The sequence below is a fragment of the Sphingobacterium composti genome (genome assembly GCF_009829075.1).
Lineage (GTDB): Bacteria > Bacteroidota > Bacteroidia > Sphingobacteriales > Sphingobacteriaceae > Sphingobacterium > Sphingobacterium composti.
In genome coordinates this window covers 23,292-47,005 of record NZ_WUQZ01000025.1, presented here as the reverse complement: position 1 = coordinate 47,005, position 23,714 = coordinate 23,292, and the positions used below count along the sequence as shown (strand labels likewise).

Annotated in this window: 22 protein-coding genes, 2 tRNA genes and 1 pseudogene; 9 read left to right on the top strand and 16 right to left on the bottom strand. The window is 34.6% G+C overall.

Translation table 11 applies throughout. From position 1 onward, the window contains the following. Positions 1–205 (bottom strand): ISAon1 family transposase N-terminal region protein (locus GOQ17_RS13975; protein WP_420884120.1); only part of this gene is annotated, 205 nt, incomplete at its 3' end. A 23-nt stretch (positions 206–228) separates the two neighbouring features. Here GOQ17_RS13975 and GOQ17_RS13970 point away from each other — a divergent pair. Together GOQ17_RS13970 and GOQ17_RS13965 are read left to right on the top strand one after the other, a co-directional pair. After that, positions 229–408 carry a transposase gene (locus tag GOQ17_RS13970; RefSeq protein ID WP_417764995.1) on the top strand — a complete coding sequence of 60 codons (180 nt, stop codon included), beginning with the start codon at positions 229–231 and terminating at the stop codon, positions 406–408. A 62-nt stretch (positions 409–470) separates the two neighbouring features. Then, positions 471–578 (top strand): annotated as a pseudogene (locus tag GOQ17_RS13965) (transposase); the annotation flags it as partial. A 130-nt stretch (positions 579–708) separates the two neighbouring features. On the opposite strand, the gene GOQ17_RS13960 reads toward GOQ17_RS13965, so the two are convergent. Both GOQ17_RS13960 and GOQ17_RS13955 read right to left on the bottom strand, forming a co-directional pair. Then, positions 709–781, bottom strand: a tRNA-Lys gene (locus GOQ17_RS13960). A 300-nt stretch (positions 782–1,081) separates the two neighbouring features. Beyond that, the gene (locus GOQ17_RS13955) at positions 1,082–1,870 is read right to left on the bottom strand and encodes a Cof-type HAD-IIB family hydrolase (protein WP_159638361.1); all 789 of its coding nucleotides are present in this window, start codon (positions 1,868–1,870) and stop codon (positions 1,082–1,084) included. 95 nt (positions 1,871–1,965) lie between these two features. On the opposite strand from GOQ17_RS13955, the gene GOQ17_RS13950 reads away from it, so the two are divergent. Further along, the gene (locus GOQ17_RS13950; RefSeq protein ID WP_159638359.1) at positions 1,966–3,147 is read left to right on the top strand and encodes a class I SAM-dependent methyltransferase; all 1,182 of its coding nucleotides are present in this window, start codon (positions 1,966–1,968) and stop codon (positions 3,145–3,147) included. Positions 3,148–3,158: 11 nt separating this feature from the next. On the opposite strand, the gene GOQ17_RS13945 is transcribed toward GOQ17_RS13950, so the two are convergent. The 12 genes from GOQ17_RS13945 to GOQ17_RS13890 form a co-directional block, all read right to left on the bottom strand. Further along, positions 3,159–4,019 carry an alpha/beta hydrolase gene (locus GOQ17_RS13945; RefSeq protein ID WP_159638357.1) on the bottom strand — a complete coding sequence of 287 codons (861 nt, stop codon included), beginning with the start codon at positions 4,017–4,019 and terminating at the stop codon, positions 3,159–3,161. A 212-nt stretch (positions 4,020–4,231) separates the two neighbouring features. Further along, the gene (locus GOQ17_RS13940; RefSeq protein WP_159638355.1) at positions 4,232–4,609 is read right to left on the bottom strand and encodes a response regulator; all 378 of its coding nucleotides are present in this window, start codon (positions 4,607–4,609) and stop codon (positions 4,232–4,234) included. 18 nt (positions 4,610–4,627) lie between these two features. Then, positions 4,628–5,194: a chemotaxis protein CheB gene (locus GOQ17_RS13935; protein ID WP_159638353.1), complete on the bottom strand. Its 567-nt coding sequence runs from the start codon at positions 5,192–5,194 to the stop codon at positions 4,628–4,630. 3 nt (positions 5,195–5,197) lie between these two features. Further along, the gene (locus GOQ17_RS13930; RefSeq protein WP_159638351.1) at positions 5,198–6,019 is read right to left on the bottom strand and encodes a CheR family methyltransferase; all 822 of its coding nucleotides are present in this window, start codon (positions 6,017–6,019) and stop codon (positions 5,198–5,200) included. A 3-nt stretch (positions 6,020–6,022) separates the two neighbouring features. Next, positions 6,023–6,400, bottom strand: a complete 378-nt coding sequence (locus GOQ17_RS13925; protein ID WP_159638349.1) for a response regulator — start codon at positions 6,398–6,400, stop codon at positions 6,023–6,025. 12 nt (positions 6,401–6,412) lie between these two features. Beyond that, positions 6,413–10,009: a response regulator gene (locus GOQ17_RS13920; protein ID WP_159638347.1), complete on the bottom strand. Its 3,597-nt coding sequence runs from the start codon at positions 10,007–10,009 to the stop codon at positions 6,413–6,415. Continuing rightward, the gene (locus GOQ17_RS13915; RefSeq protein ID WP_159638345.1) at positions 10,002–11,486 is read right to left on the bottom strand and encodes an ATP-binding response regulator; all 1,485 of its coding nucleotides are present in this window, start codon (positions 11,484–11,486) and stop codon (positions 10,002–10,004) included. Before GOQ17_RS13915 ends, GOQ17_RS13920 begins: the two co-directional genes overlap by 8 nt. 409 nt (positions 11,487–11,895) lie before the next feature. Continuing rightward, entirely contained in the window at positions 11,896–12,669 is a 774-nt protein-coding gene (locus GOQ17_RS13910) for an NAD(P)/FAD-dependent oxidoreductase (RefSeq protein WP_201288626.1), read from the bottom strand. Positions 12,670–12,942: 273 nt separating this feature from the next. Then, complete coding sequence (locus GOQ17_RS13905) at positions 12,943–13,638, bottom strand: DUF4397 domain-containing protein (protein WP_159638343.1); 696 nt, start codon at positions 13,636–13,638, stop codon at positions 12,943–12,945. Between the two features lie 219 nt (positions 13,639–13,857). Continuing rightward, positions 13,858–15,027: a Na+/H+ antiporter NhaA gene (gene nhaA, locus GOQ17_RS13900; RefSeq protein ID WP_159638341.1), complete on the bottom strand. Its 1,170-nt coding sequence runs from the start codon at positions 15,025–15,027 to the stop codon at positions 13,858–13,860. 26 nt (positions 15,028–15,053) lie between these two features. Continuing rightward, positions 15,054–16,400 (bottom strand): ABC transporter permease, encoded by a 1,347-nt coding sequence (locus GOQ17_RS13895; RefSeq protein WP_159638339.1) that lies wholly within the window; start codon positions 16,398–16,400, stop codon positions 15,054–15,056. Further along, positions 16,387–17,316, bottom strand: coding sequence for an ABC transporter ATP-binding protein (locus GOQ17_RS13890; RefSeq protein ID WP_159638337.1), 930 nt, complete (start codon positions 17,314–17,316; stop codon positions 16,387–16,389). The genes GOQ17_RS13895 and GOQ17_RS13890 overlap by 14 nt, the downstream gene beginning before the upstream one ends. A gap of 101 nt (positions 17,317–17,417) precedes the next feature. Between GOQ17_RS13890 and yihA the strand changes: the two genes are divergently transcribed. The 6 genes from yihA (at position 17,418) to GOQ17_RS13860 (ending at position 23,489) form a co-directional block, all read left to right on the top strand. Then, positions 17,418–18,038, top strand: coding sequence for a ribosome biogenesis GTP-binding protein YihA/YsxC (gene yihA, locus GOQ17_RS13885; protein WP_159638335.1), 621 nt, complete (start codon positions 17,418–17,420; stop codon positions 18,036–18,038). 2 nt (positions 18,039–18,040) lie between these two features. Next, the gene (locus GOQ17_RS13880; protein ID WP_159638333.1) at positions 18,041–18,904 is read left to right on the top strand and encodes a UbiA-like polyprenyltransferase; all 864 of its coding nucleotides are present in this window, start codon (positions 18,041–18,043) and stop codon (positions 18,902–18,904) included. An 80-nt stretch (positions 18,905–18,984) separates the two neighbouring features. Further along, the gene (gene topA, locus GOQ17_RS13875; RefSeq protein WP_159638331.1) at positions 18,985–21,381 is read left to right on the top strand and encodes a type I DNA topoisomerase; all 2,397 of its coding nucleotides are present in this window, start codon (positions 18,985–18,987) and stop codon (positions 21,379–21,381) included. Between the two features lie 5 nt (positions 21,382–21,386). Further along, a complete protein-coding gene (locus GOQ17_RS13870) occupies positions 21,387–21,800 on the top strand; it encodes a hypothetical protein (protein WP_159638329.1) in 414 nt (137 codons plus the stop codon). A 1-nt stretch (position 21,801) separates the two neighbouring features. Further along, a complete protein-coding gene (gene cmk, locus GOQ17_RS13865) occupies positions 21,802–22,479 on the top strand; it encodes a (d)CMP kinase (RefSeq protein ID WP_159638327.1) in 678 nt (225 codons plus the stop codon). Positions 22,480–22,565: 86 nt separating this feature from the next. After that, positions 22,566–23,489, top strand: coding sequence for a sugar phosphate isomerase/epimerase family protein (locus tag GOQ17_RS13860; protein WP_159638325.1), 924 nt, complete (start codon positions 22,566–22,568; stop codon positions 23,487–23,489). Between the two features lie 94 nt (positions 23,490–23,583). On the opposite strand, the gene GOQ17_RS13855 is transcribed toward GOQ17_RS13860, so the two are convergent. Continuing rightward, a tRNA-Ser gene (locus GOQ17_RS13855) sits at positions 23,584–23,673 on the bottom strand. Positions 23,674–23,714: the final 41 nt, after the last annotated feature.

Genomic DNA, 23,714 nt, shown 5'->3' with positions numbered 1-23,714 from the left:
GAATAGGAAAATCTTGTAAAGTAACGGGATCAAAAAAACCTTTGGATAATAAGCTATTGGTTTTGAATTCATCAGGAATAACATTCATCTCCTCCAAAAATATATCCAAGCGACATTCGCCTTTTGAATAATGGGTCATTTCAAAATAATCGGAAACCCCTTCTGGAATAATCAGAGGCATTAAAGCTTTAAATGAATCGTGCATCTGAATAATATAATAATGCAAATATCCGATTATTTTTCTTCTACTCCACAGGTTTTGTACATGATCCAAACTACTTTGATAACAGAAGTACCAATGCTTCAGCAGAATCTTTTAATGCAAAAATAAAAGCATTCAGAAGTCAGTTTAGAGGGGTTCGTGATATCAATTTTTTCTTATTCAGATTGACTAAGTTATTTGCTTAGTCCACAGGTTTTGTACATGATCCCTTTTTGCTTGATCCGATCATACTGAAAGGAATACCAATGCTTCTGCAGAATCTTTCAATGCAAAGATAAAAAGCTTAAGAGCACAATTCAGAGGTGTCAGAAACGTTGAATTCTTTATGTTTAGAATGATGAAAATTTATGCTTGAAAATAAAACATCCCCCCAACTTTTTTGCTTGATCCGAAAGTTTCTACTTGATCCGTTAAGTTTAGAATTGACAGTAAAATTAAAAAAGCCTTGCAACAATTTGAGTTACAAGGCTTTATTTTCTGTTTAGTGATCCCGCTGGGATTCGAACCCAGGACCCATACATTAAAAGTGTATTGCTCTACCAGCTGAGCTACGGAATCCTATTTCTTAATGAAATATCCTTCGTTGTTTGAAGTGATGCAAAGGTAGGTTTTTTAGTTGTAAATGCAAATTATTAGCTCTCTAAAATGAAATTAAACTCGTAATTCGCTCTAAAAGTGGCGATTATTTTTCTAGTGAATAGCGATTAAATACTATAGCTTACCTGAAATTTTCTAAATCGCCTTAATTTAATTTTCAAAAAATTAATACTTGTAATACGGAATATTATTTCAATTCATTTAAAGTGTTTCTGCGTATACTTCAAAACATATGTGCTTTTGATAAAGATAATCTAGTGATTATAAAATACCAAAATATTTAAGTGCATTCCAGATCCCGTCGGAGTCCACATCATCGGTTATATAGTCTGCAATTTCTTTGACTTCTGGATTTGCATTTCCCATAGCTACACCAATACCTACATGCTTTATCATGGTAATGTCATTCCCTCCATCCCCAAATGCCATCGTATGAGCTATGTCAATTCCAAAATATTCGCAGAATACATCAATACCTACCTGTTTACTTTGTCCTAGTGGATTTACATCCGCAAAAAGGGGAGACCAGCGTGAGGCTAATGAATTGGGCATTACCTTTTGCATAAATTCTTTCTCTTCTTCTGGACCTAAAAAAATATTGGTCTGCAGTATAGACGAGGTATCTACTTTTTCTATATCTACTAATGGTGGTACAGGAAGGTTAAGGTGTGCATACATGCCTGCAATTTCGGGTGTCACATCATGAATAGTTACTTCCTTTTCAGACATAAAAGAAAAACTCAATGGATTTTCTTTGGCATAGTCCAAAATGGATTGTATATCGCTAGTGGCTATCGCTTTTTTAAAGAGAATTTCTCCTTCTTTGGTCACGCAATATCCTCCATTGAATGTAATGAAACCATCAAAATTTAGGTAGCGTACGTGATCAATACTATTGATAGAGCGACCAGTAGATAGAATGGTTTTGATGCCTTTTGCTTGCAATTGTTCGATCGCTTCTTCAGTAGAAGCAGCTACTTCGTGGGTCTTGAAACTCAGTAATGTACCATCAATATCGAAAAAAACGGCTTGAATATTTGGATTTTGCATATGATTGTATTGAGTCTCAAAAGTAAAAAGATATTCTACAATATTCAACTCAATTGCGCTTTTCGTATCTTTGGGGATTCATCAATTGGAGAAACATGAGCGTTTTAACCGCATTCTTGACTTGCATTAAAGAAAGTATAGCTAATGAGAGCTTTATCAAACTATCATTGGGTAATTACCAAGGCAATATCGAACAGTTAAAGAATATTTACGTTAAAGCTGTACTAATAAAGCGAGAGCTAAAACTTTCATTCACTTACCGGTATAAAACACGTGATATCACAAAGAATTTTGAGGTAGATGCAGCCCTTGATGAGATAGAACAGTTACTCGATCATAAAGGTTTTCGTATTTGTACGCTTTTTAGCACAACAGAGAACAGAGTTTGTGAATTGAATGCTAAACAGGTATGGACTGTGAAATCGGAAAAATCAACCGCGGCAAAACCTACAAATTTGTCTCACGACAAACAGAAAGAACGTAAAGTAGGAGATTCGAATAAAACTTATTTGAAGGAATTACGTCTTACGGATGATCAGGGCAAAGTCTATAAAAATGCTCAGGATAAGTGGAAACAAATCAACCATTACATTGAATTGCTAAGTACAGAGCTAGATGCTTTGCCTACAAAAGAATTGTTGCGTGTTGTGGATATGGGAGCTGGAAAAGGTTATCTTACATTTGCTTTGTACGATTACCTTAATAATGAATTGAAGCGTAAGGCTCAAGTAGAAGGTGTAGAATATCGTAAAGATTTGGTAGATTTGTGTAATACCATTGCACAAAAAAGTCATTTTGATGAACTGAATTTTGTGCAAGGTACAATTGAGGATTATAATCCGAAATATAATTTAGATATTCTAATTGCGTTGCACGCTTGTGATACCGCTACTGACGATGCCATTTTAAAAGGCATTCAACACAATGCGAATCTAATCGTAGTAGCTCCTTGTTGCCATAAGCAAGTTCGACGTCAGCTCGAGCAGGTAAAAGCTAAAAATGATTTATCTTTTATGACAAAACACGGTATTTTCTTAGAGAGACATGCAGAAATGTTGACAGATAGTATTCGTTCGTTGATATTAGAATATTTTGGTTACCAAACTAAAGTTATACAGTTCATTTCAGATGCACACACACCTAAGAATGTAATGATTTTAGCAGTTAAAAAAAATATAGATAAAGTTAAGCAAGCTGAAATCTCAGCTAAATTAAAATCTACTAAATCTTTTTTTGGCATTGAATACCATTATTTAGAGAAGATTTGTGGTCTGTAAAATTTATGTTCTTACTTCACGAAATCACGTATAGTTTCCAAACCTTTTATAACATGTTCTGGAGGTATACCGTGACCACCTGAATAATAAAACTTTTGTATATCAATATTCTTGCTCTTCAAGGCTGCTTCAAACTTTTGTGCTTGTGAAATCGGAACCAGTCTATCATCTTGATCATGCAGCAACAAATATTTAGTTGTTGCATTATTGATAAAATTATAGGGTGAAGCATCGAAATAGTTTTGTTCTTTAATTTGAGGTGCCCCACCTAAGAAGACTTCCAATACTTGTTTTGCTTCTGTATTGCCATCAGCATAAAGTGATTTGAGTTCGTATGCTCCGGAGATGCCAATTGTACCTTTAATACTTGGAGAAGGATTTTTGACGGTATAAAGCGCTGCTAAATGTGCTCCAGCACTAGCCCCTAAAATATAAGTTTTATTGCGGTTAACTTGATAGCTATTAGAATTTCTAAATATGTAATCCATTGCAGCTTTTACATCTTGCTCTGCTACAGGATATTGATTTTGCCCTGCGGTCGCTAGTCGATAATTAATTGAAAATACTGCTAAGTCCGGAAATTCCTTTCTTAGATTCTCTATATTATCTTTATTTAACAATATATCAAAATCTGATTTATCACCTCCAATCCAGCCTCCGCCGTGGATCAAAACGAGTATTTTAGTTTTAGAAGCACTTCTTCCAGCAGGTAATAGTACATCCATTTTATTTCTTTCATGCGGACCGTAAGATACATCTTCTAGAACCACGTCTTCATTTGTAGGATGTATTATTTCATTATCATCTTTTCCACAACTTATCAGGAGGCTAGTAAATATTGGAATGAATAGAAGTAATTTAAGCTTTTTCATAATCGATAATTTATAGTAATCAGACTAAAATCCTTCAATTATGATGCCGTTTTTAATTTTTGGTTTATTTCATTTTGTTTAGCGATAAATATACTGATGTTTTTTCAATAAAAAATTTCCAATGTAAATGACCATTATTTCTTATATAAAAATAGCTCAATTCTGGAATTAAGCTATTTAATGAAACCGAAGTTGATGAAGCTTAAATGAATTTATTTCACGGGAGAAGATTCAATAGTCCTTTCTACTTTTTTCTCCAATTCGTCCAAATCAAATGGTTTTGATAGGAATGTTTCGGCGCCTGCACGTTGAGCCAATGCTTCCACATCATTATTGGCAGAGCAGTAAATGACTGGAATATCTTTAAATTCTTGATGATTCTTTAATAATTTTGTTGCTTCAACTCCCCCAATTTCTGGTATCCAATTATCCATTATTACTAAGTCGGGTTGCACATCGGCGACTTTTTCTATGATATCATGCGATGTAGCGGAAATCTCCACATCATAGCCCGCACTCTCCAAGACTATTGAAAATATTTCCAAAATCGCTCTATCATCATCAAAAACTAATATCTTCTTATTTTTCATAGGTAAGGTGGTATTATATTATTTTAAATTATTAATAAAATGTGACATTTGCTCAGGCGCCAATTGTTCAACTTCAGGAATTTGTTCCAAAGCTTGTTTTGGCATATAATCTACTTCTGCAGTATTTGGGTCTTGAATAAACACTTTTCCACCATGTTGAATAATGTTTTTTAGACCCTCGACACCATCCTGACTTCCTCCAGACAATAATAAAGCGACTACATTTGAATTAAATATCCGTGCTGCTGATTCAAATGTGACATCTATTGAAGGACGTGAGTAGTTGATTTTTTCTGATGCATCCAAAGCTATAGATTTGTCGTCTTCAAATAGCAAATGATAATCTGCGGGAACTAAATATATAGTTCCGTTTACCAATTCAGTTTTATCCTCAACTTCCAATACATTTAGTGTTGTAATAGATTCAAATAGTTGATTCAAAGAGCTTTTTGGGTAAGACTTGCGATGTAAAATAATGATTATAGAAAAATGGAGGTCACTCCGTATGTCGGGCAAAACTTGCAAGAGCACAGGGATACTCCCCGCTGATCCGCCAATCAATACAACTTTAGTTTCTCTACTCATCTTTTAAGTCATCTTTTGATAAATTTTATGTCCTTTAGATTGTTTATAGCGTTTTTCTAAGGAAGAGAATCGAATTGTTTCTTTGTCTCCAAGAGCTAAGTACCCTAAAGTTTGTAAACTGTTATCAAATAAATTAAATACTTTATTTTGCAAATCCTTATCAAAATATATCAACACATTGCGACAAAGTATCAGCTGAAATTCATTAAATGATGTATCTGATACTAAATTGTGTGTTGAGAATAATATTCTACTATTCAGATCTTCCTGAAATTTCACCACATCATACATCGATGTATAATAGCTTGAAAAATCCTTCTGTCCATCAGCATGTATATAGTTTTCCGAATATTGTTTCATTACGCTTAAGGGAAAAATTCCTTTCGAAGCTTTCTCGATTACTGTAGGATTTATATCTGTAGCGTATATCAAGGCTTTGTGATATAAATTTATTTCCTGCAACAGTATAGCTATTGAATAAGCTTCTTCACCAGTAGAACAACCCGCAACCCATATCCGGATGAACGGATAAGTACCTAATTTTGGTAAAATATCATTACGTAGTTTTTTGTAAAACAAAGGATCCCGAAACATCTCAGTCACATTCACAGTGATTTCTTCTACAAACCTTTGTAAATAATTTTTGTCACTGATTACACGATATCTCAATTCTGCAAAGCTCGCAAACTTGTCTACCAGACAAATTCTATTAAGTCTCCTTTTAAGTGAGGCTTTACTATATTGTGAAAAATCATATCCATATATCGATGATACATCTTCTAAGAGCAAATCCATCTCTTCATCTCGGATAATATCCAATTCCATATTCTACATATATTTTCTGAGGATTTCCAATAAAATATCTACATCAATAGGTTTAGCAATATAATCCGTCGCACCAGCAGCTATGCACTTTTCCTTATCACCACTCATAGCTTGTGCAGTAACAGCTATAATGGGGAGATCAGGATATTCTGTAGATGCACGCATAATCTTTAAGGCTTGGTAGCCGTCCATTTCTGGCATCATCATATCCATCAATACCAAACCAATATTTGGCTGCTTATCTAATATTTCTAATCCCTCTATTGCACTTGAGGAAGATATAAATTTAAAACCTTTAGCTTTTAAGGTTAACTGCAAAGCGAAAGTGTTGCAGTTATCATCGTCAATGATTAGTACCACATCTTTTTTCTCGGTAGTCATCTTATTCTTTATTTATATCTCATATAACCAAACACGTAAAAGTGACAAAAGTTGATCTTTGTCGACAGGCTTCGAAATGTAATCAGAAGCTCCGGCTTGAATACATTTCTCGCGATCACCAGTCATGGCTTTGGCAGTAACCGAAATAATCGGCAAATTTCTGTAAGCGACGTTTTGACGAATTTTTTGAATAGTTTCATAACCATCCATTTCTGGCATCATCATATCCATCAACACCATGGATACTTCAGGATGATTTTGCAAGAGTTCGAGAGCTTCTTTACCATTCATTGCAGAAATGACATTAACCTTATATTTTTCCAAAATCTTGGTTAGAGAAAAGATATTTCTGACATCATCATCTGCAATCAATATCGTTTTGCTATTCAATACATCGCCTAATGTCCCCAATTTGTTCATCTTAGTTTTGGGTTCGCCATTATTTTCTTCAACTAAATGAAGGAATAGACCAACTTCATCCAATATTCTTTGGAAAGAATGTGCGGTCTTAATGACAACAGAATCCGCATAGTTCTTAATTTTTAGTTCTTCGGCATGTGATAAGTTTTTACCTGTAAAGATGATAATAGGAAGATTTTCTAGTCCTTGATGACTTTTTATAGCTTCTAAAGTTTCGTAACCAGTTCGATCAGGCAGCCCCATATCGAGGATCACGCAATTTACTTTTGAATTTAGTAAAGTTTCGACACTTTCTTCGACATTAGATTTGATTTCAGAAGTAATATCATAGTTGTTTAGGAAGTAGGACAGGGCAGCCGCGTGTTTAGGATTTTCCTCTACAATAAGCACTTTCTGTGCATGACGATTTAAGGCATCTTCAATCTTTTTAAAAATTTGTCCCATATGCTCGAGCGCAATAGGTTTATTTATAAAATCAATTGCACCTTTCATTAGACTTTCTTTCTTCATTTGCAATGAAGACATAATGTGTACCGGAATGTGTCGGGTTTTCGAATTAGTTTTTAATTCATCCATTACTTCCCAACCATTTTTGATAGGCAATTGTATATCTAGCAGTATTGCCAATGGCTGGTATTTTATAGCGTAGTCCAATACTTCATCACCTCTAACCAGTACGATACCTTTGTATTTCTGCTGATGTGTGTACTTCAACAATGCTGTAGCAAAATTGGTGTCATCTTCCACGATAAGAATGAGCTTATCATTAGGTCGTAAATTATTGCGGTCATCCTCTATTTCCTCAGGAATATAATTAAGGGTGTAGGGGTTAGGTTTTACCTCCTGAATAACTTGATTCTCGGCTAATACTGGAGTGATGATTTCCTCTGCTAGGATCACCTTAGGTTGATTTGTTTCGACAGAAATGTCATGCATTGGAATATATATGCTGAATGTACTGCCTTGATCAACCTTGCTTTGCAACGTAATATGTCCACCTAATAAACGAACTATTTCTCTACTAATCGACAGACCAAGACCTGTTCCGCCAAATCGACGTCTTGTAGAGCCATCAGCTTGTTGAAATGCTTCAAATATTATTTTTTGCTTGTCCTCGCTAATGCCAATACCTGTATCTGCTACCGAAAATTGTATAAAATTGCTACGAAGTGGATCTGTTTTGATGGATAATCGAACTTCTCCTTGTTGTGTGAACTTAATGGCGTTAGACAGTAAGTTTCGTAAAACTTGTTCTAATCGTAATTTATCCGTTTCGATAGTATCATCAATAGAAGGAGAAATCTCTGTAATAAAAGTTAATCCTCGCTCTTGTGCTAATGGAATAAACATATTCTTCAAATCTTGACATAATGATTGAATAGAAACAGATTCATATTCTAATTTCATCTTTCCTGCTTCGATTTTAGAAAGGTCAAGGATTTCATCAATTAAACTCAATAAACTCGTACCTGAGCTTTGAATTACTTTAGCGGATTCGATTTGGTCCTCATTCAGATTTTCATCAGCATTTTCTACCATTAATCTTGAGAGTAAGAGAATAGAATTAAGGGGCGTACGAAGTTCGTGGGACATATTAGCTAAGAATTCCGATTTGTATTTGGTACTCAAAGCAAGTTCTTCTGCCTTCTTTTGAATCTCTGTATTGCGGATAGCTATTAAGTTGTTTTTCTCTTCTAATAATTTTGTGCGTTCCTCAAGTTCTTGATTTGATTGCAAAAGTTCCTCTTGCTGTACTTTCAATTCTTCTTCTGAGGCTTGTAAACGCTGTGTATAAGCTTCCAATTCTGTGTTTAATCCTTCTAGTTCAGTATGTTGCATTTGAAGTTCTTCAGATTGAGCTTGCGTTTCCTCTAGTAACATCTGTATACGCTGTCTGCTTTTTGCAGCTAACACTTCTAAGGTGATCAATTTGCAGGCTTCTTCGAAGAAACTTAGATCGACTTCATCAAATTTTGTGTCAGATGCTAATTCTACCACACCAAAACATTCCCCTTTTGCAGTCAATGGTATCCACACTATGTGCGAAAGCTTCAGCTGTCCCGTGGCGAAACTAATGATATAATCTTGCGATTGGATATCTTCTAAGATACGCATCTTTTTATCGAGAAAGACTTGGCCTACGACTCCTTCACCAGGAATGTAAGTTTTTGCCATATTGGACTCCATTCCATAGGAACTTTTAAGAACTAAGATTTTGTTTTCTAACGTATAAAAAGCTCCGTTGACGCATTCACCATATTGAATTAAGTGGGCTAAAGCATCTTTAGCTAATTCTCCTTCCGGTTTATTACCCGTTAGTATTTCGTTTATTTTTACTAAACCTGTTTGTTTCCATTCATTTGAACTAATCTCGTTAAAGGATGACTGTAAAGCTTCTGTCATATCATTCAACGCTACTGCAATTCCACCCAAATGATCTTGTCCATCTTCTGCAGCACGAACTGAATAATCACCCTCGGCGATTTTGCTCGCGATACGTTGTACAGTAGCAAGTCTTCTTGCTAGCTGTTGATCTTTCTCTTGTAGCTGTCGTTGTAATTTTTCACGAGCAGAAAACTCGTTACGTATTTGTCTGTAAAAAATAAATGTGATAATCAATGAGATGATACAAGCCAATAAAATGAAAATCGATGTATAATTGGATGTTTTGTTCATCGCATGGCTATGGACAGTTAAAGTCTGATTTTCAGTTGCAATTAAATCTTCGATCAAATTGCGACAACTGTCCATATATATACGTCCTCTTGTCAATAAACTTGTGTCAATTTGTTCTCCATTTTTCTTTTTATTAACCAATTCTTCAAGAATAGTTAAACGCAAGTTTACAAGGTTTTTAATGGAATCCAACTTAATGATTTGTTCAGGAGAACTATCTAGTTGTTTTTCAATTTCGGCTAGTGACTCTGGTAAAGATTGTAAACCTCTATAAAATGGTTTTAAAAACTCTTCATTATTAGTTAATAAAAAACCGCGTTGTCCTGTTTCAGCATTTAACAAATCAACCAGTGCTCGATCCGTGCGCAATAAGGTATTTTGCGTGTGTAAAACTTTAGCACGTTGTTGAATTTGGTTACGTACACTCAAAAATGAAGCTATAGACGTAATAAGCAAGATAATAAATGATAATCCAAAGCCGATTTGTAGCTTTTTAATCAATTGTTTAGGCATAGTTTTTTTGGTTATATGGTAGGGTGAAATAAATGGTGCTTCCTTCTCCGACTTTGCTATCTACGCCGTAATTACCTTGATGTTGTTTGATAATTTCAGCACAGATGTAAAGTCCGATGCCCAATCCTTGGAATTTTAATGAAGACTCTTCTACTCTGTAAAATTTAGAGAAAATATGTTTTTGTTTTTCGGGAGGAATGCCTATTCCGAAGTCTTGTACAGCAATACATGCCTGACTGTCTTTGAACGAAGTTTTAACCACAATCTTGTCCGAATCAGGAGCATATTTAATTGCATTGGTTAGGTAATTCACTAATACTTGTTCGACACGCAGGGGATCCGCAAGTAAAGGTTTGTCAAATATATCTCCATGACGTTCAATACGAATATTTCCATATCCAGATTCTTGAATAGTTTCTATAGCATGGTTAATAGTTTTCTCAAGATCAATCTCTTGTTTATTAATTTTCATCTGTCCATTCTCAATCTTGGAGATATCTAATAAGTCGGCAATTAGACTTTCTAATTTATTTACCTCATCTTTCGCTCGTTCTATATATGTCTTGGCAGTAATATTTTCTTGTTTTGCCAGTAAGCGCTCTAATAGTTGCACATACGCTTTAATGCCTGTCAAAGGGGTTTTCAGCTCATGGCTAGCGATACTTAAAAATTCATCTTTCTTACTTTCAATAAGTTTTTGATCGTTGATGTCTGTCAAAGTGCCTATCCAATTACATATTTTATCATTTTCTCGGATAGGGATAATACGAAGTAAATGATGCCGAAATTGTTGTGATTTAATATCTTTAATTCTCACCTCACGTTCTAATGGACCGTCTAATTCTTTACAATGAGTTAAAAAGTAACTGAGTTGATCCGTCTCGTCTGGATGAGAAATGGGAAGTGTATGGGTATGTAGAGAATAATTAAACCAATTGTGGTTGACATAAGTGATTTCACCTTTCTCATCTACCGAAAAAGCAATCTGTGGTAGACTCTCCATTATTGAGCGTAAATGCTCAATTTGAATTTTCAATTCTTCTTGTGCTTTTTTTCTGCTTTCTATCTCCAATTGCAACTTTAGCTGAGTTTCATTCAGAGATTGAGTTTGTTCATATAATCTAGAGAATGTCCTAACTTTTAAGAGTAAAATTTCGGGATCTACAGGCTTAGTGATGTAATCAATACCTCCAGAATCGTAGCCTTTAGTAATGAATTGCTTGTCAGTATTATTGGCCGAAAGAAATATTACTGGAATATCTTTGGTACGGCTATATCCTGCTAATGTCTCAGCCACTTCGAAACCATCCATGCCAGGCATCTGTACATCCAATATTATAAGAGCATAGTTACGCTTAAGTACTTTACGTAATGCCTCTTCACCAGATAATGCGGTATCGACTGCAAAATTTTTAGACTCCAATAGAGTCTTTAAGGAATATATATTTTCTTTTTTATCATCGACAATCAAGATCATAGTAGATTTTTAAAATGAATTTTTCGCAGTAGGGGGTAATTGGGTTATTTAACCTTCTTCATTTAAGCAAAAATCAAACCAATAATCTAAGTAAATGATATAAATTTTGTGTATATTGAAAATAAGATAATATTTAATTCCAATTATATCATGCATATAATATCATATCAATTAATCTTTAGGAAAATAGATTTGTACAAAAGATTATTTATCAGTTAGTTTAATGTTGTTTTATAAGTTAACTTTTTCAAGATGATACCGTGGGAATTTTTAAAATTCTTCCTTCGTTAATTCCTTATTGACCATTGCACCTGTTAAATTCCCTGTTGCTACAGCATTCGCAACTGATCTTAATGGACTAGTCGCATCACCACAAGCAAATATATTTTTTACAGTAGTCTGCGTTTTACTATCTATAAATAAATGACCTTGATCCAGTCAATTGACAACCTATTTTTTCGGGTAATGTGGAATGCTGCTCAAATAAAGGTCGCGAATAAATCACTTTTAAATTTGTTATCGAATTATCCTTAAACTGCACTTCATAGAGTAAGCCATCTTGGTGATGTATGTTCTCGATTTCTTTTTCAATAACAGGTATGTTATACAATGCAAATTTATCCCATTGCTCTTTTGTGAAATAGGCTTTTCCATTTGTAAAAACGACTATATCTGAAGTAAGTTTTTTTATTAATTGTACATAATGATACGCGAAATCACCATTCGCTAAAATGCCTGTTTTTTGATTCTTTACCTCGTATCCGTGACAATAGGGGCAATGAATTACTGAAATACCCCAACATTCTGCAAAACCTGGTATATTTGGAATATTATCCTTAACTCCTGTAGCAAAAATTATTCTTTTACCATGATATGTCTTGCCAGATTCCGTTAAAATTTCAAATCCTTTATTTTTCTCCTTTCCATCTACCACCAGATCATTTTTGAAAACTACTGTATCGTAGTTTAAGACTTGTTGTTTTGCTTTATTGGCTATAGCCAAAGGAGCTTCACCGTCTTGCGTGATAAAATTGTGGGAGTGGGGTGTTTGGTGATTGCATGGGGAATTACTATCTATTACCAAAACATTGCGTAAAGATCTTCCTAGTGCCATAGCCGCCGATAGTCCGGCATAACTTCCACCAATTACTATTACATCAAAATCAACTCTTTCCTGAATCATATTAATACTTATTCAAATTCGTCAATGTTAAGATGAACATATATGCTTTAGTATAGTTCTTCAATTAGTTAAGTTAAATATAATGATCATCTTAGACAAAAGCTCCAAATGGTTGCGAACCACTTCTCTGTAAAAGTTCCTAAATAGAAATTCGCTAATGATCAATTAGGGGTATTATAAGTTTATATTTCAAACAAGATTGCCCCCAGAAAGCGTGAAGCTTTTGGGGGCAATAAAAAAATAAAAACCTAAAGTCTACTTCATTAATTGGGATTAATTTCTGTATTGTTGATGCACGATGAGTTCGTATTTGTTTTCGGTTGTACTTTTGATCAGTACGATAGAATAGTGCATACCAGCAGTCATATTTAAATCTTTTTCAGCTAATGTCTCATTCGCATTATTTTTAGCAATTATTTTCTTTGTACCTGAGGTTTGAGAAACAAATTTATAATGATTTGAGATCAATGTATTACCATCATAACCTCTATTGTCAATTACTTTGGTGTCACCAATATATAGATCTATATTAATCATATCGTGCGTAAGATTAACAAAGCGATATGCACTATTTGTAGCTAAATTATTCAATAGGGTATCGCTAATTAAGCGTTGTCCGATTTTGTTATCAGCTTTAGCATAGACAATAGATGTATATAAAAGACTGTCTTTAATTGTGTAGGTACTATCTATTAGAACTTTATTTGCTGGATCTATAGTTTGAATTTTTCTATTTCCTGGATACAAATACACAAAGTTAATTCCTTTGAATGACAAAGGATTGTTCATTGTTTGAATAAAGTTGTTGTCCGCCTTGTGAATAATGTAATTGGCTTCGTCGTATACATTAATCATGGTGAAACCTGCTTGGGGCACATTCGGAGAGTTCAGATCATCTTTTAGGCAACTGCTTAATATAAATGTGCTAACTGCTGTTAAGAGAAATAATTTTATTCTATACGTATTCATAGTTGTTTGTATTTATTGCGTTCATTAGATATAACGCATACTAGAATGCTTTAGCTACAGCTAAAAGCAAAGGGCATCTCAATTTTTATGAAATGCCCTTTTATGCTGTTTTAGGTTGATTAATATATCTAAAGTTAAAAATAGTTTATTTAAAGAAACTATTCAATTTTGTGTATAAAATAACTTGTAGCTGAATAGCTATAGATTGTGTCAATTTTACTAGTTTTTTGTAGATAAAATTGAGAGATATACATAACCCAATACGCCAGCAATCAATGAAGTTACTAAAATCGCTAATTTGGATTCCTCAACATGCAATGCATCGGAGAAAGATAGCATAGCTACGAAAATAGACATCGTAAAGCCAATACCACCCAACAGACCAACTCCAAACATATGTTTCCAACCAGCACCTTCAGGTAGAGTAGATAAACCGGATTTTACACAAATAAAACAAGTAAACAATATACCTACAGATTTACCGACAAGAAGGCCCGAAAAAATACCTAAGCCCATTGGAGATGTCAATCCACCAATCATATCTGTGCTTAAAACTATAGCCGTATTCACAAAAGCAAAAATTGGGATAATAATAAAATTGACAGGCTTAGCGAGTAAATGCTCCAATTTCTCTAATGGAGATTCCTTGTCGTCTGGCGTAGTAGGTAAAGTCATCGCCGTCAACACACCAGCGATAGTGGCATGTATTCCTGAATGGTGTATAAAGTACCACATAAAAACTCCTGGTATAATATAGGCTAAAATATTTTTTACCCCCAATTTATTAAACGCTAGTTGTAATGCGAAAATTGCTCCAGCATACATTAAATATGTATAATGCAATTCAGAAGAATAAAAAATAGCGATTACCAAAATAGCCAGTAAATCATCGACAATCGCTAATGCGGCTAAGAATACTTTTAAACTTGACGGAACACGTTTGTCCAACATAGAAATAACAGCCAATGCAAACGCAATATCCGTCGCCATTGGTATTCCCCATCCATGATGCGTTTCGGTGTTATAATTAAAGAGTGCGTAAATAGCGGCAGGGAGTAAAGCTCCACCTATAGCTGCAAAAATGGGTAGTGCAGCCTTTTTGGGAGAGGCAAGTTCTCCTTCTACTAATTCACGTTTTATTTCTAAACCCACCAATAGAAAGAAAATTGCCATCAGACCATCATCCACCCATTGTTTTATTGAATAGTTTAGTTGGATTGATTCATTTTCAAAGCCAATTTTTGTGGACAAAAAGGTTAGTAAACCTCCTCCTAATGGAGAATTAGCTAGTATTAGCGCAAGAACAACACAAGCAAATAAAATTATTCCTCCTCCAGTGCTCGATTCAAAAAAGGCTTTGAAAGTGCGTAAATTTATTAATTTTGACATGATAAAAAATTATGATGACAACTTAATTAACTCTTGTACCTAAACCATTTTAGTAGCTCCTTATAACTTGCTTTTTTTCCATACATCAAAATACCTACTCGGTAAATCCTCGCAGCGATCCATGTAGTAAATATAAAACCTAGAATTAGTAAAATTGCAGAAACTACAATCTGCCAAGTAGGAACTCCAAATGGAATACGTACCAGCATAGCGATAGGCGATGTAAATGGAATAAAACTCAACCAAGTCGCTACTGTACCATGAGGATTATTGATTAGTACACCAAATGACAAAGCGTATGTCAACAATAAAGGCATGGTAATGGGTAAAGTGAATTGAGAAGCTTCAGTTTCGCTATCCACTGCTGAACCAACGGCAGCAAATAATGCACTATAAATTAGATATCCCCCTAAAAAGAATATAAAAAAGCATCCTATTATTAAAGGAAAGTCGACGGTTTGAAGGAGTGAAATTACTTCTGCTATGGATTCATTGCTGATTGTCGAAGAAGAATTTTCTATACCTTGATTACTTAATAGCTGAGATTGTTGCGCTTGATTATTCATCATTTGGTTTGCAAGCTCTTCTTTGGATACTAATGTCATAGATGCAACTCCTGCTAGGATGACGGAAACGACAATCCAAAGTGCAAATTGTGTAAGCCCTACTAATCCAATCCCAACTATTTTCCCCATCATTAATTGAAAAGGTTTAACAGACGAAATAATAACTTCGATTATTCTACTGTTTTTTTCTTCTATAATTCCACGCATCACTTGTGAGCCGTAGAGAAATAGGGAGATATATACCAATATAGATAAAGCGAGTGAAATACCCATCGCTATTTCTGTGTTTGATTCCGTTGTAGCTCCATTTTCTTTAATTTCCTTTGATTTGATTTTAACATCAGACTTTATTGATCTCCTTATTTCAGCCGTTATTCCATAAGATTCATACTTTTTGTCTTTTATAATACGATTTAAACTATCTCGAATTTCAGCTTCAATGGCTAAATTAGGCTTATCATTCGAAAGAAATTCAACAGATTCAGATTCATAAAAGTCTTTAGGTATATATAGTATGCTGGTTTTACCGTCCTCGTTTTGCAGATTTTGAATTTTCTTCTGTAGGTCTTGATTCTCATTAAGGTATGAAACATTTTTTGATGAATTTAATTTATTCATCACGTCTTTTGTGTCATCTACGACATATACATGAGAATGACTTTCATCAAAACTTTTTTTCGTTAAAAAAATTACACCTACGTACATTCCAATAAATATTAAAGGAACTAAAAAAGTAGTCAGCAAGAATGACTTTTTGCGTACCCGTGTTAAATATTCACGCTGTATAATGAGTTTAATTTTGTTCATGAACTTCTCGGTGTGTTTGTGTAACCTTCTCTATAAATATGTCGTGAATAGTAGGGATAATTTCTTTAACCTGATTGATTTCTGCTTGTGGTATCAAAAAGTTTAAAACATCATTCAACTTATATTCAGGATTAATCTTAATTTTTATTTGAACATAATCATCGTTGGAAAATAGTTCGTCAAGTTGGTATAAAGGTGTTTGATGATCTATAAGTGATCCCGTAGCTGTTAGGTCAATGCAATATGTTTGATTTTGATATAACCTCTTAATATGTTTTACTGAACCGTCTAATATTTTTTTCGATTTATTGATTAAAGCAATATTATCACAAAGTTCCTCCACAGTTTCCATTCGGTGTGTTGAATATATAATAGTAGCACCATTTTTGTTCAACTCTAATATCTCATCTTGAATAATCTGGGCATTCAAGGGATCAAATCCAGAGAATGGTTCATCGAGAATAATTAATTTAGGCTCATGTAATACAGTCGCGATGAATTGAACTTTTTGTTGCATCCCTTTGCTTAAATCTTCAATTCGCTTGTCCCACCAGGTAGAAATATCTAGTTTTTCAAACCAATAATTAAGTCTTTTTTTAGCTTCTAATTTACTTAAGCCCTTTAGTTGGGCTAAATAAATCATTTGCTCACCAACTTTCATTTTCTTATATAGTCCACGTTCTTCCGGAAGATAACCAATCTGTTCGATATGTTTTGGAGATAATCTTTCGTTATTGAAATATATTTCACCGGAATCTGGAGCTGTTATTTGGTTTATAATACGAATAATAGATGTCTTTCCCGCTCCATTTGGGCCTAGAAGTCCAAATATTTTCCCCTCAGGGATATCAATAGACACATCATCTAATGCACGATGATGTGCATACTGTTTTACAATGTTACGTAATGAGAGCATATAATAAATATATGCAACTAAATTACTAATAAATATGCGATGTTGTATAAGCTAAATAACGGAGGATTTATAATTCCTAAAATTAATTCTACCTTTGCCTTATGCTAGTAAAAACCGCAGAATTTGTTTGTAGCAATACAGAAGTAAGTAAATTGCCATTGCCGAATTTGCCTGAATATGCCTTTATTGGTCGATCAAATGTGGGAAAATCATCGTTAATCAATGCATTGACGAATAAAAAGGGTTTGGCCAAAACTTCACAAAGACCTGGTAAGACACAATTGATAAATCACTTCATCATTAATAATAATTGGTATTTAGTGGATTTACCTGGTTACGGGTATGCGCAGACTTCCAAGAAAAATAGAGCTGATTGGGGAAAGTTTATACGATATTATTTAACAAATAGACCTAATCTTCAGTGTATCTTCGTTTTAATAGATTCTCGATTAGAACCACAGAAAATAGATCTGGATTTTTGTTGTTGGTTAGGTGAAAAGGGACTACCGTTTATGCTCATTTTCACTAAAGGTGATAAGCAGTCCACGGTAAAGTCTGACCAAAATATAGCTAAATTTAAACGTGCTTTGTTAAAATGGTTTGAAGAAGTGCCTCAAAGATTTTTAACATCTTCTGAAGAAAAAGTTGGGTTAGAACCAATTTTACAAACAATAGAAGATATTAACGCTGGATTTGTACATCCTATACTTGAAAGTGAATAAAGATGAAGAAGTACATGTCTTTAGTGCTTTTTGCACATAGTATATTTGCTTTACCTTTTGCTTTTATTGGATTCTTTTTGGCTATCAATACGACTGACTTCAAATTTGAATGGTCTTTGTTGGCGCTAATGCTGGTATGTATGGTTACGGCTCGAAATGCAGCTATGGCATTCAACAGATATTTGGATAGAGATATTGATGCATTAAATCCACGTACAGCTGTTCGTGATATTCCAGCTGGACGTATCAGTCCCAATCAAGCGCTTGCATTCACAATAATTAATAGTCTTGTATTTATTATCGCAACATATTTTATTAATCCAATGTGTCTCGCATTGTCACCAGTAGCGTTATTTGTGGTGTTATTTTATTCGTATATGAAGCGTATATCACCATTGTGTCATTTGGTGTTAGGTCTAGGTCTTGGATTAGCTCCTGTAGGTGCGTATATGGTTGTTACTGGGCAATTTCATATTGTACCAATACTTTATGGCTTGGCTGTATTAACTTGGGTGAGTGGTTTTGATATCATATATGCATTGCAAGATGAAGAATTTGATAGAGAGAATGGTTTAAATTCTATTCCAGCTAATTTTGGAGGTGCTAAGGCATTGAAAATATCAGAAGTGCTTCATGTTCTTTCTTTTATATTGATTGTTTTACCTGCGTTTTATATAGATGTTGGACTCCTATATTATATAGGTATTGTATTTTATGGTGCCTTATTAATCTATCAACATCGTATTGTTAGCCTCACAGATTTGTCCCGTGTTGATAGAGCATTTATGACAACCAATGGTATAGCATCGGTAGTATTTGCCGTATTTTATTTATTGGATATTGTGAGTGGACATTGGACTTTTTAAAAGAATAATTAGGTTTATTGACAAAAATATTGTCATTCCATTTTGAAATAATAATATTTGCAGAAATCTTAAGATATTAAATGGCTAAAAATTTATTAATTGTAGAGTCGCCTGCGAAGGCAAAAACGATAGAGGGTTATCTTGGAAGTGACTTCTTGGTGAAGTCAAGTTATGGGCATATTCGTGATTTGGTGAAAACCGATGATGCAATTGATACCGATAATAAGTTTAAACAAAAATATGAGGTTCCTGCTGATAAGAAGGCTATAGTCAGTGAGTTAAAGAAATTAGCTAAAGAAGCAGAAACTGTTTGGTTAGCATCCGATGAGGATCGTGAGGGAGAAGCTATTTCTTGGCATCTATTTGATACATTGGGATTGAAGGAAGACAAGACAAAGCGTATTGTATTTCATGAAATCACTAAACCTGCGATTCTTAAAGCCATTGAATCACCGCGTAAGATTGATTACAATTTAGTAAATGCGCAGCAAGCGCGCCGTGTGTTAGACAGATTAGTAGGTTTTGAGCTTTCTCCAGTATTGTGGCGAAAAGTAAAACCATCACTTTCTGCCGGACGTGTACAATCTGTTGCGGTACGTTTGATTGTTGAACGTGAGCGTGAAATCAATAAATTTAATGCAGAGGCTTCGTTTAAGATAGTTGCAATTTTTAATACAGGAAAAGCAAAAGAATCTTTCAAAGCGGAATTGCCGCAACGTTTTGCTAAAAAAGATGAAGCTGAGAAGTTCTTAAATGATTGTAAAAATGCAGCCTATTCGGTAACAAATCTAGAGAAAAAGCCAGCAAAACGTAACCCTGCAGCGCCTTTTACGACTTCAACTTTGCAACAAGAAGCAAGTAGAAAGTTAGGTTTTTCTGTAGCTCGTACAATGCAAGTAGCACAAAGACTGTACGAAGCTGGACATATCACCTATATGCGTACGGATTCCGTGAACTTATCAGATACTGCTATTCAAGGCGCTCAAGATGAAATTCTAAAAGCTTATGGTGAAAAATACCATAAGATGCGCAAATATAAAACGAAGTCAAGTGGTGCTCAAGAGGCTCACGAGGCGATTCGTCCTACTTATTTTGCGAATCATAGTATCTCTGCTGAGCCTTCGGAAGTTCGCTTGTACGAACTAATTTGGAAACGTGCTATTGCTTCTCAAATGAGTGAAGCAGAATTTGAAAAGACCGTTGCAAAAATTTCTGTATCAACACGTCAAGAAGAATTGACTGCGACTGGAGAAATCATGAAATTCGATGGTTTCTTGAAAGTTTACATGGAATCTATTGATGATGATCAAGAAAATACAACTGATGAAGATGCAGATAATGCACTATTACCTCCATTGGAAGTTGGTCAGTCATTGAATTTAAATGATATGACAGCTACTGAACGTTTTTCAAGACCTCCAGCTCGATTTACAGAGGCATCGTTGGTAAAGAAATTAGAAGAGTTAGGTATTGGTCGTCCTTCTACGTATGCTCCAACGATTTCGACGATTCAAAATCGTGGTTATGTGGTGAAAGAAGATCGTGATGGTAAACCAAGAGATTATAAAGTATTGACTTTATCGGGAGGTCAGGTTTCTGAAGTTATCAAAACTGAGATGACAGGAGTGGAGCGTAGTAAAATGTTCCCAACAGATATCGGAGTTTTGGTAAATGATTTTTTGGTAGAACATTTTAAAGGTATAGTTGACTTTAATTTCACTGCTAAGGTAGAACGTGAGTTTGACGAAATAGCGCAAGGAAATAAAGAGTGGACAGATATGCTGGAAAATTTCTATAGACCTTTCCATCATGAGGTAGAAGATACGTTAGAAAATGCTGAACGTGCTTCACATGAACGTGAACTAGGTGTAGATCCTGTTTCAGGGAAGCCTGTAACTGTTCGTGTTGGTCGTTTCGGTCCATTAGTTCAGATTGGGGCGCAAGATGACGAGGAGAAGCCTGTGTTTGCTTCATTGCGAAAAGGTCAGATGATTGAAACTATTACGTTCGAGGAAGCGATGGAATTATTTAAGCTTCCAAAGAAAGTTGGTGAATTCGAAGAGAAAGAAATGACGGTGGCAATTGGTCGTTTTGGTCCATATATTCGTCACAATTCATCTTTCTATTCATTGCCAAAAGGTTTAGATCCATTGGATGTAACTCAAGAGCAAGCTATTGAAATTATAAAGGAAAAACGTCAAAAAGATATCGAAAAAGTAATTCGAGTATTTGATGAAAATCCTGATGCGCAAATTGAAAATGGGCGTTGGGGGCCTTTTGTTCGTTATGGTAAACAAAATTTGAAAATACCAAAAGGAACAGATGTGAGTGCAATTACTTATGAAGATGTGTTGAAATGGGCAGCTGAAGATCCTAAAGCTCCAAAAGGAAAGGCTACAAAAGCTACTTCAAAATCAACAACAAAGAAGGCAACTGCGAAAAAAACGACAACTAAAAAAGCTGCAACGAAAAAGTAATACGCATGAAGAAGGATTTGCCTATAAATATAGTTGAAGATATTTCGATTGCAGTAGTATTGGAAAATGCTACTCCTGAATCCAAAAGTTGGACTGTTTACCTCATCAATGAGAAAAGCACGGACCTGACTAATGTTTTAGTTTCTTCTAGGGGATACGGCATAAAGGATGGGAGAGAAGTCAAAACAACAACATTAAGACATTTTCTAGGAGACGTACCAGCAAATAGCTCTGTTCAAATAGAGGTTATCGATACAGAAGTATTTGGTTTGACAAATGAATATTGGTTGAGTTATTATATTGATAAGACCATTTTTGATAAAAAATATATTTTCCTTCCAGAAAGTATTGTGGATGAGAACCTATCCAAGGTTCCTGTAGTAAATAAGCCTGGGGTAATCATTGGAGGAAATAACTAAGATGGAAAGAGAAAATTTTATTATTGCGATAGATGGTTTTTCATCATGTGGAAAGAGTACAGTGGCTAAAGCTATCGCAAAGCGTTTGAATTTTGTATTTGTCGATAGTGGTGCGATGTATCGTGCTGTCACTTTGTATTTCTTGAGAAATAGAATTGATATAACAGATACTGAAGCAATAAAGACAGCTTTAGCAAATATTCATATTGACTTTATTCCTAATACGGATAAGACTCAAATCTTATTAAATGGTGAAGATATATCGGATGAAATTCGCCAAATGGAAGTTTCTGAGAAAGTAAGTGAGGTAAGTGCAATCAAAGAAGTTCGTCATGCAATGGTTGCTCAACAACAACAATTGGGTGCGCGCCGTGATATTGTGATGGATGGACGAGATATCGGAACCACTGTTTTTCCTGATGCAGATTTAAAAATCTTTATGACAGCTGATCCTTTGGTGCGTGCTAATCGTCGTCATGCAGAGCTTGTTGCCAAAGGAGAGCAAGTAACTTTGGATGAAATCATCGAAAACTTAGCTCATCGTGATCATATTGATAGCACACGAGAAGAAAGTCCATTACGTCAAGCAGAAGATGCCATTGTATTAGATAATTCTAATTTAACTCAAGACGATCAATTGGATTTTGTATTAGAATATTTCAACGAACGTAAAAAATAAGATATACAGTAATTTTTATTGTGTTTTTAAAAGACTTTTATCATCTTAGATAAAAGTCTTTTTTTATTTATACAGTCATCTAAATTATGAATCGTAAAGCATTTATTGCAGCCACATCGTCCTTATTCGCTTCCACTCTAATTGCCGATAATCTTTCTTATTCGGTTCAAAATACTGCTTTGAAGCCAAATCAAAATAAATTAAAGCTAAAAAAGGGAATTAGCTACTATATGATAAAAGAAGATTTATCAGTATTGGATAAATTCAAGTTGGTAAAAGATTTGGGCTATCATGGTATTGAAGTGAATTCACCAGGTGCTTTAGATATAAAAGAATTACTAAGAGCGCGTGATACGACAGGTTTAGAGATATTGGGTACGGTAAATAAAGATCATTGGTCTAAACCCCTTTCAAGCCCAGAAGAGACAGTTCAGAAGGAAATCATAACTTCCATTGCACAGTCAATTGAGGAAACTAAACAATTAGGTGGAAATACAGTTTTGGTCGTACCTGGTGTAGTGAATTCTTCCGTTTCTTACGAGGTAGCTTACCAAATTGCACAAAAGAACATTCGTAAACTGATTCCTTATGCTGAAAAGCACAAGATTAAAATAGCATTAGAAAATGTTTGGAACAATTTTATTTTAAGTCCAGTAGAAGCTAAACGTTTTGTGGATGAAATTAATCATCCTTTAGTAGGTTGGTATTTTGATGTGGGCAATGTATTGCGTTACGGCTGGCCAGAACATTGGATAGAATCCTTAGGTAAACGTATTTTCAATGTTCATATCAAAGAATTTAGCCGTAAGGTTATGAATGAGCAGGGGTTAAGTAAAGGTTTTGGTGTACCACTAACAGAAGGTGATGTAGATTGGAAAGTTGTTATGCAGGCTTTAAAGATGATTAATTATACTGGTGAATGGTTGGTACTAGAATTAAACAGTGGCGACAGAAATCAGCTGAATGATTATTCAAGTCGATTGGATAAAATTATAGAATATAATGTGTAATATTATGAAAGGCACTTGGATATCCAAATAAAGTAATTTTTATTCAATTTGGTTAATAGAAAAAGCTCAACAAATGTTGAGCTTTTGTAGGTCTTGGCGGAGAGGGCGGGATTCGAACCCGCGGTACCGTTTCCAGTACGACAGTTTAGCAAACTGTTCCTTTCGGCCACTCAGGCACCTCTCCGTGTTTCGACATTGCAAACATAAAGCAAAAAATCGATTCTA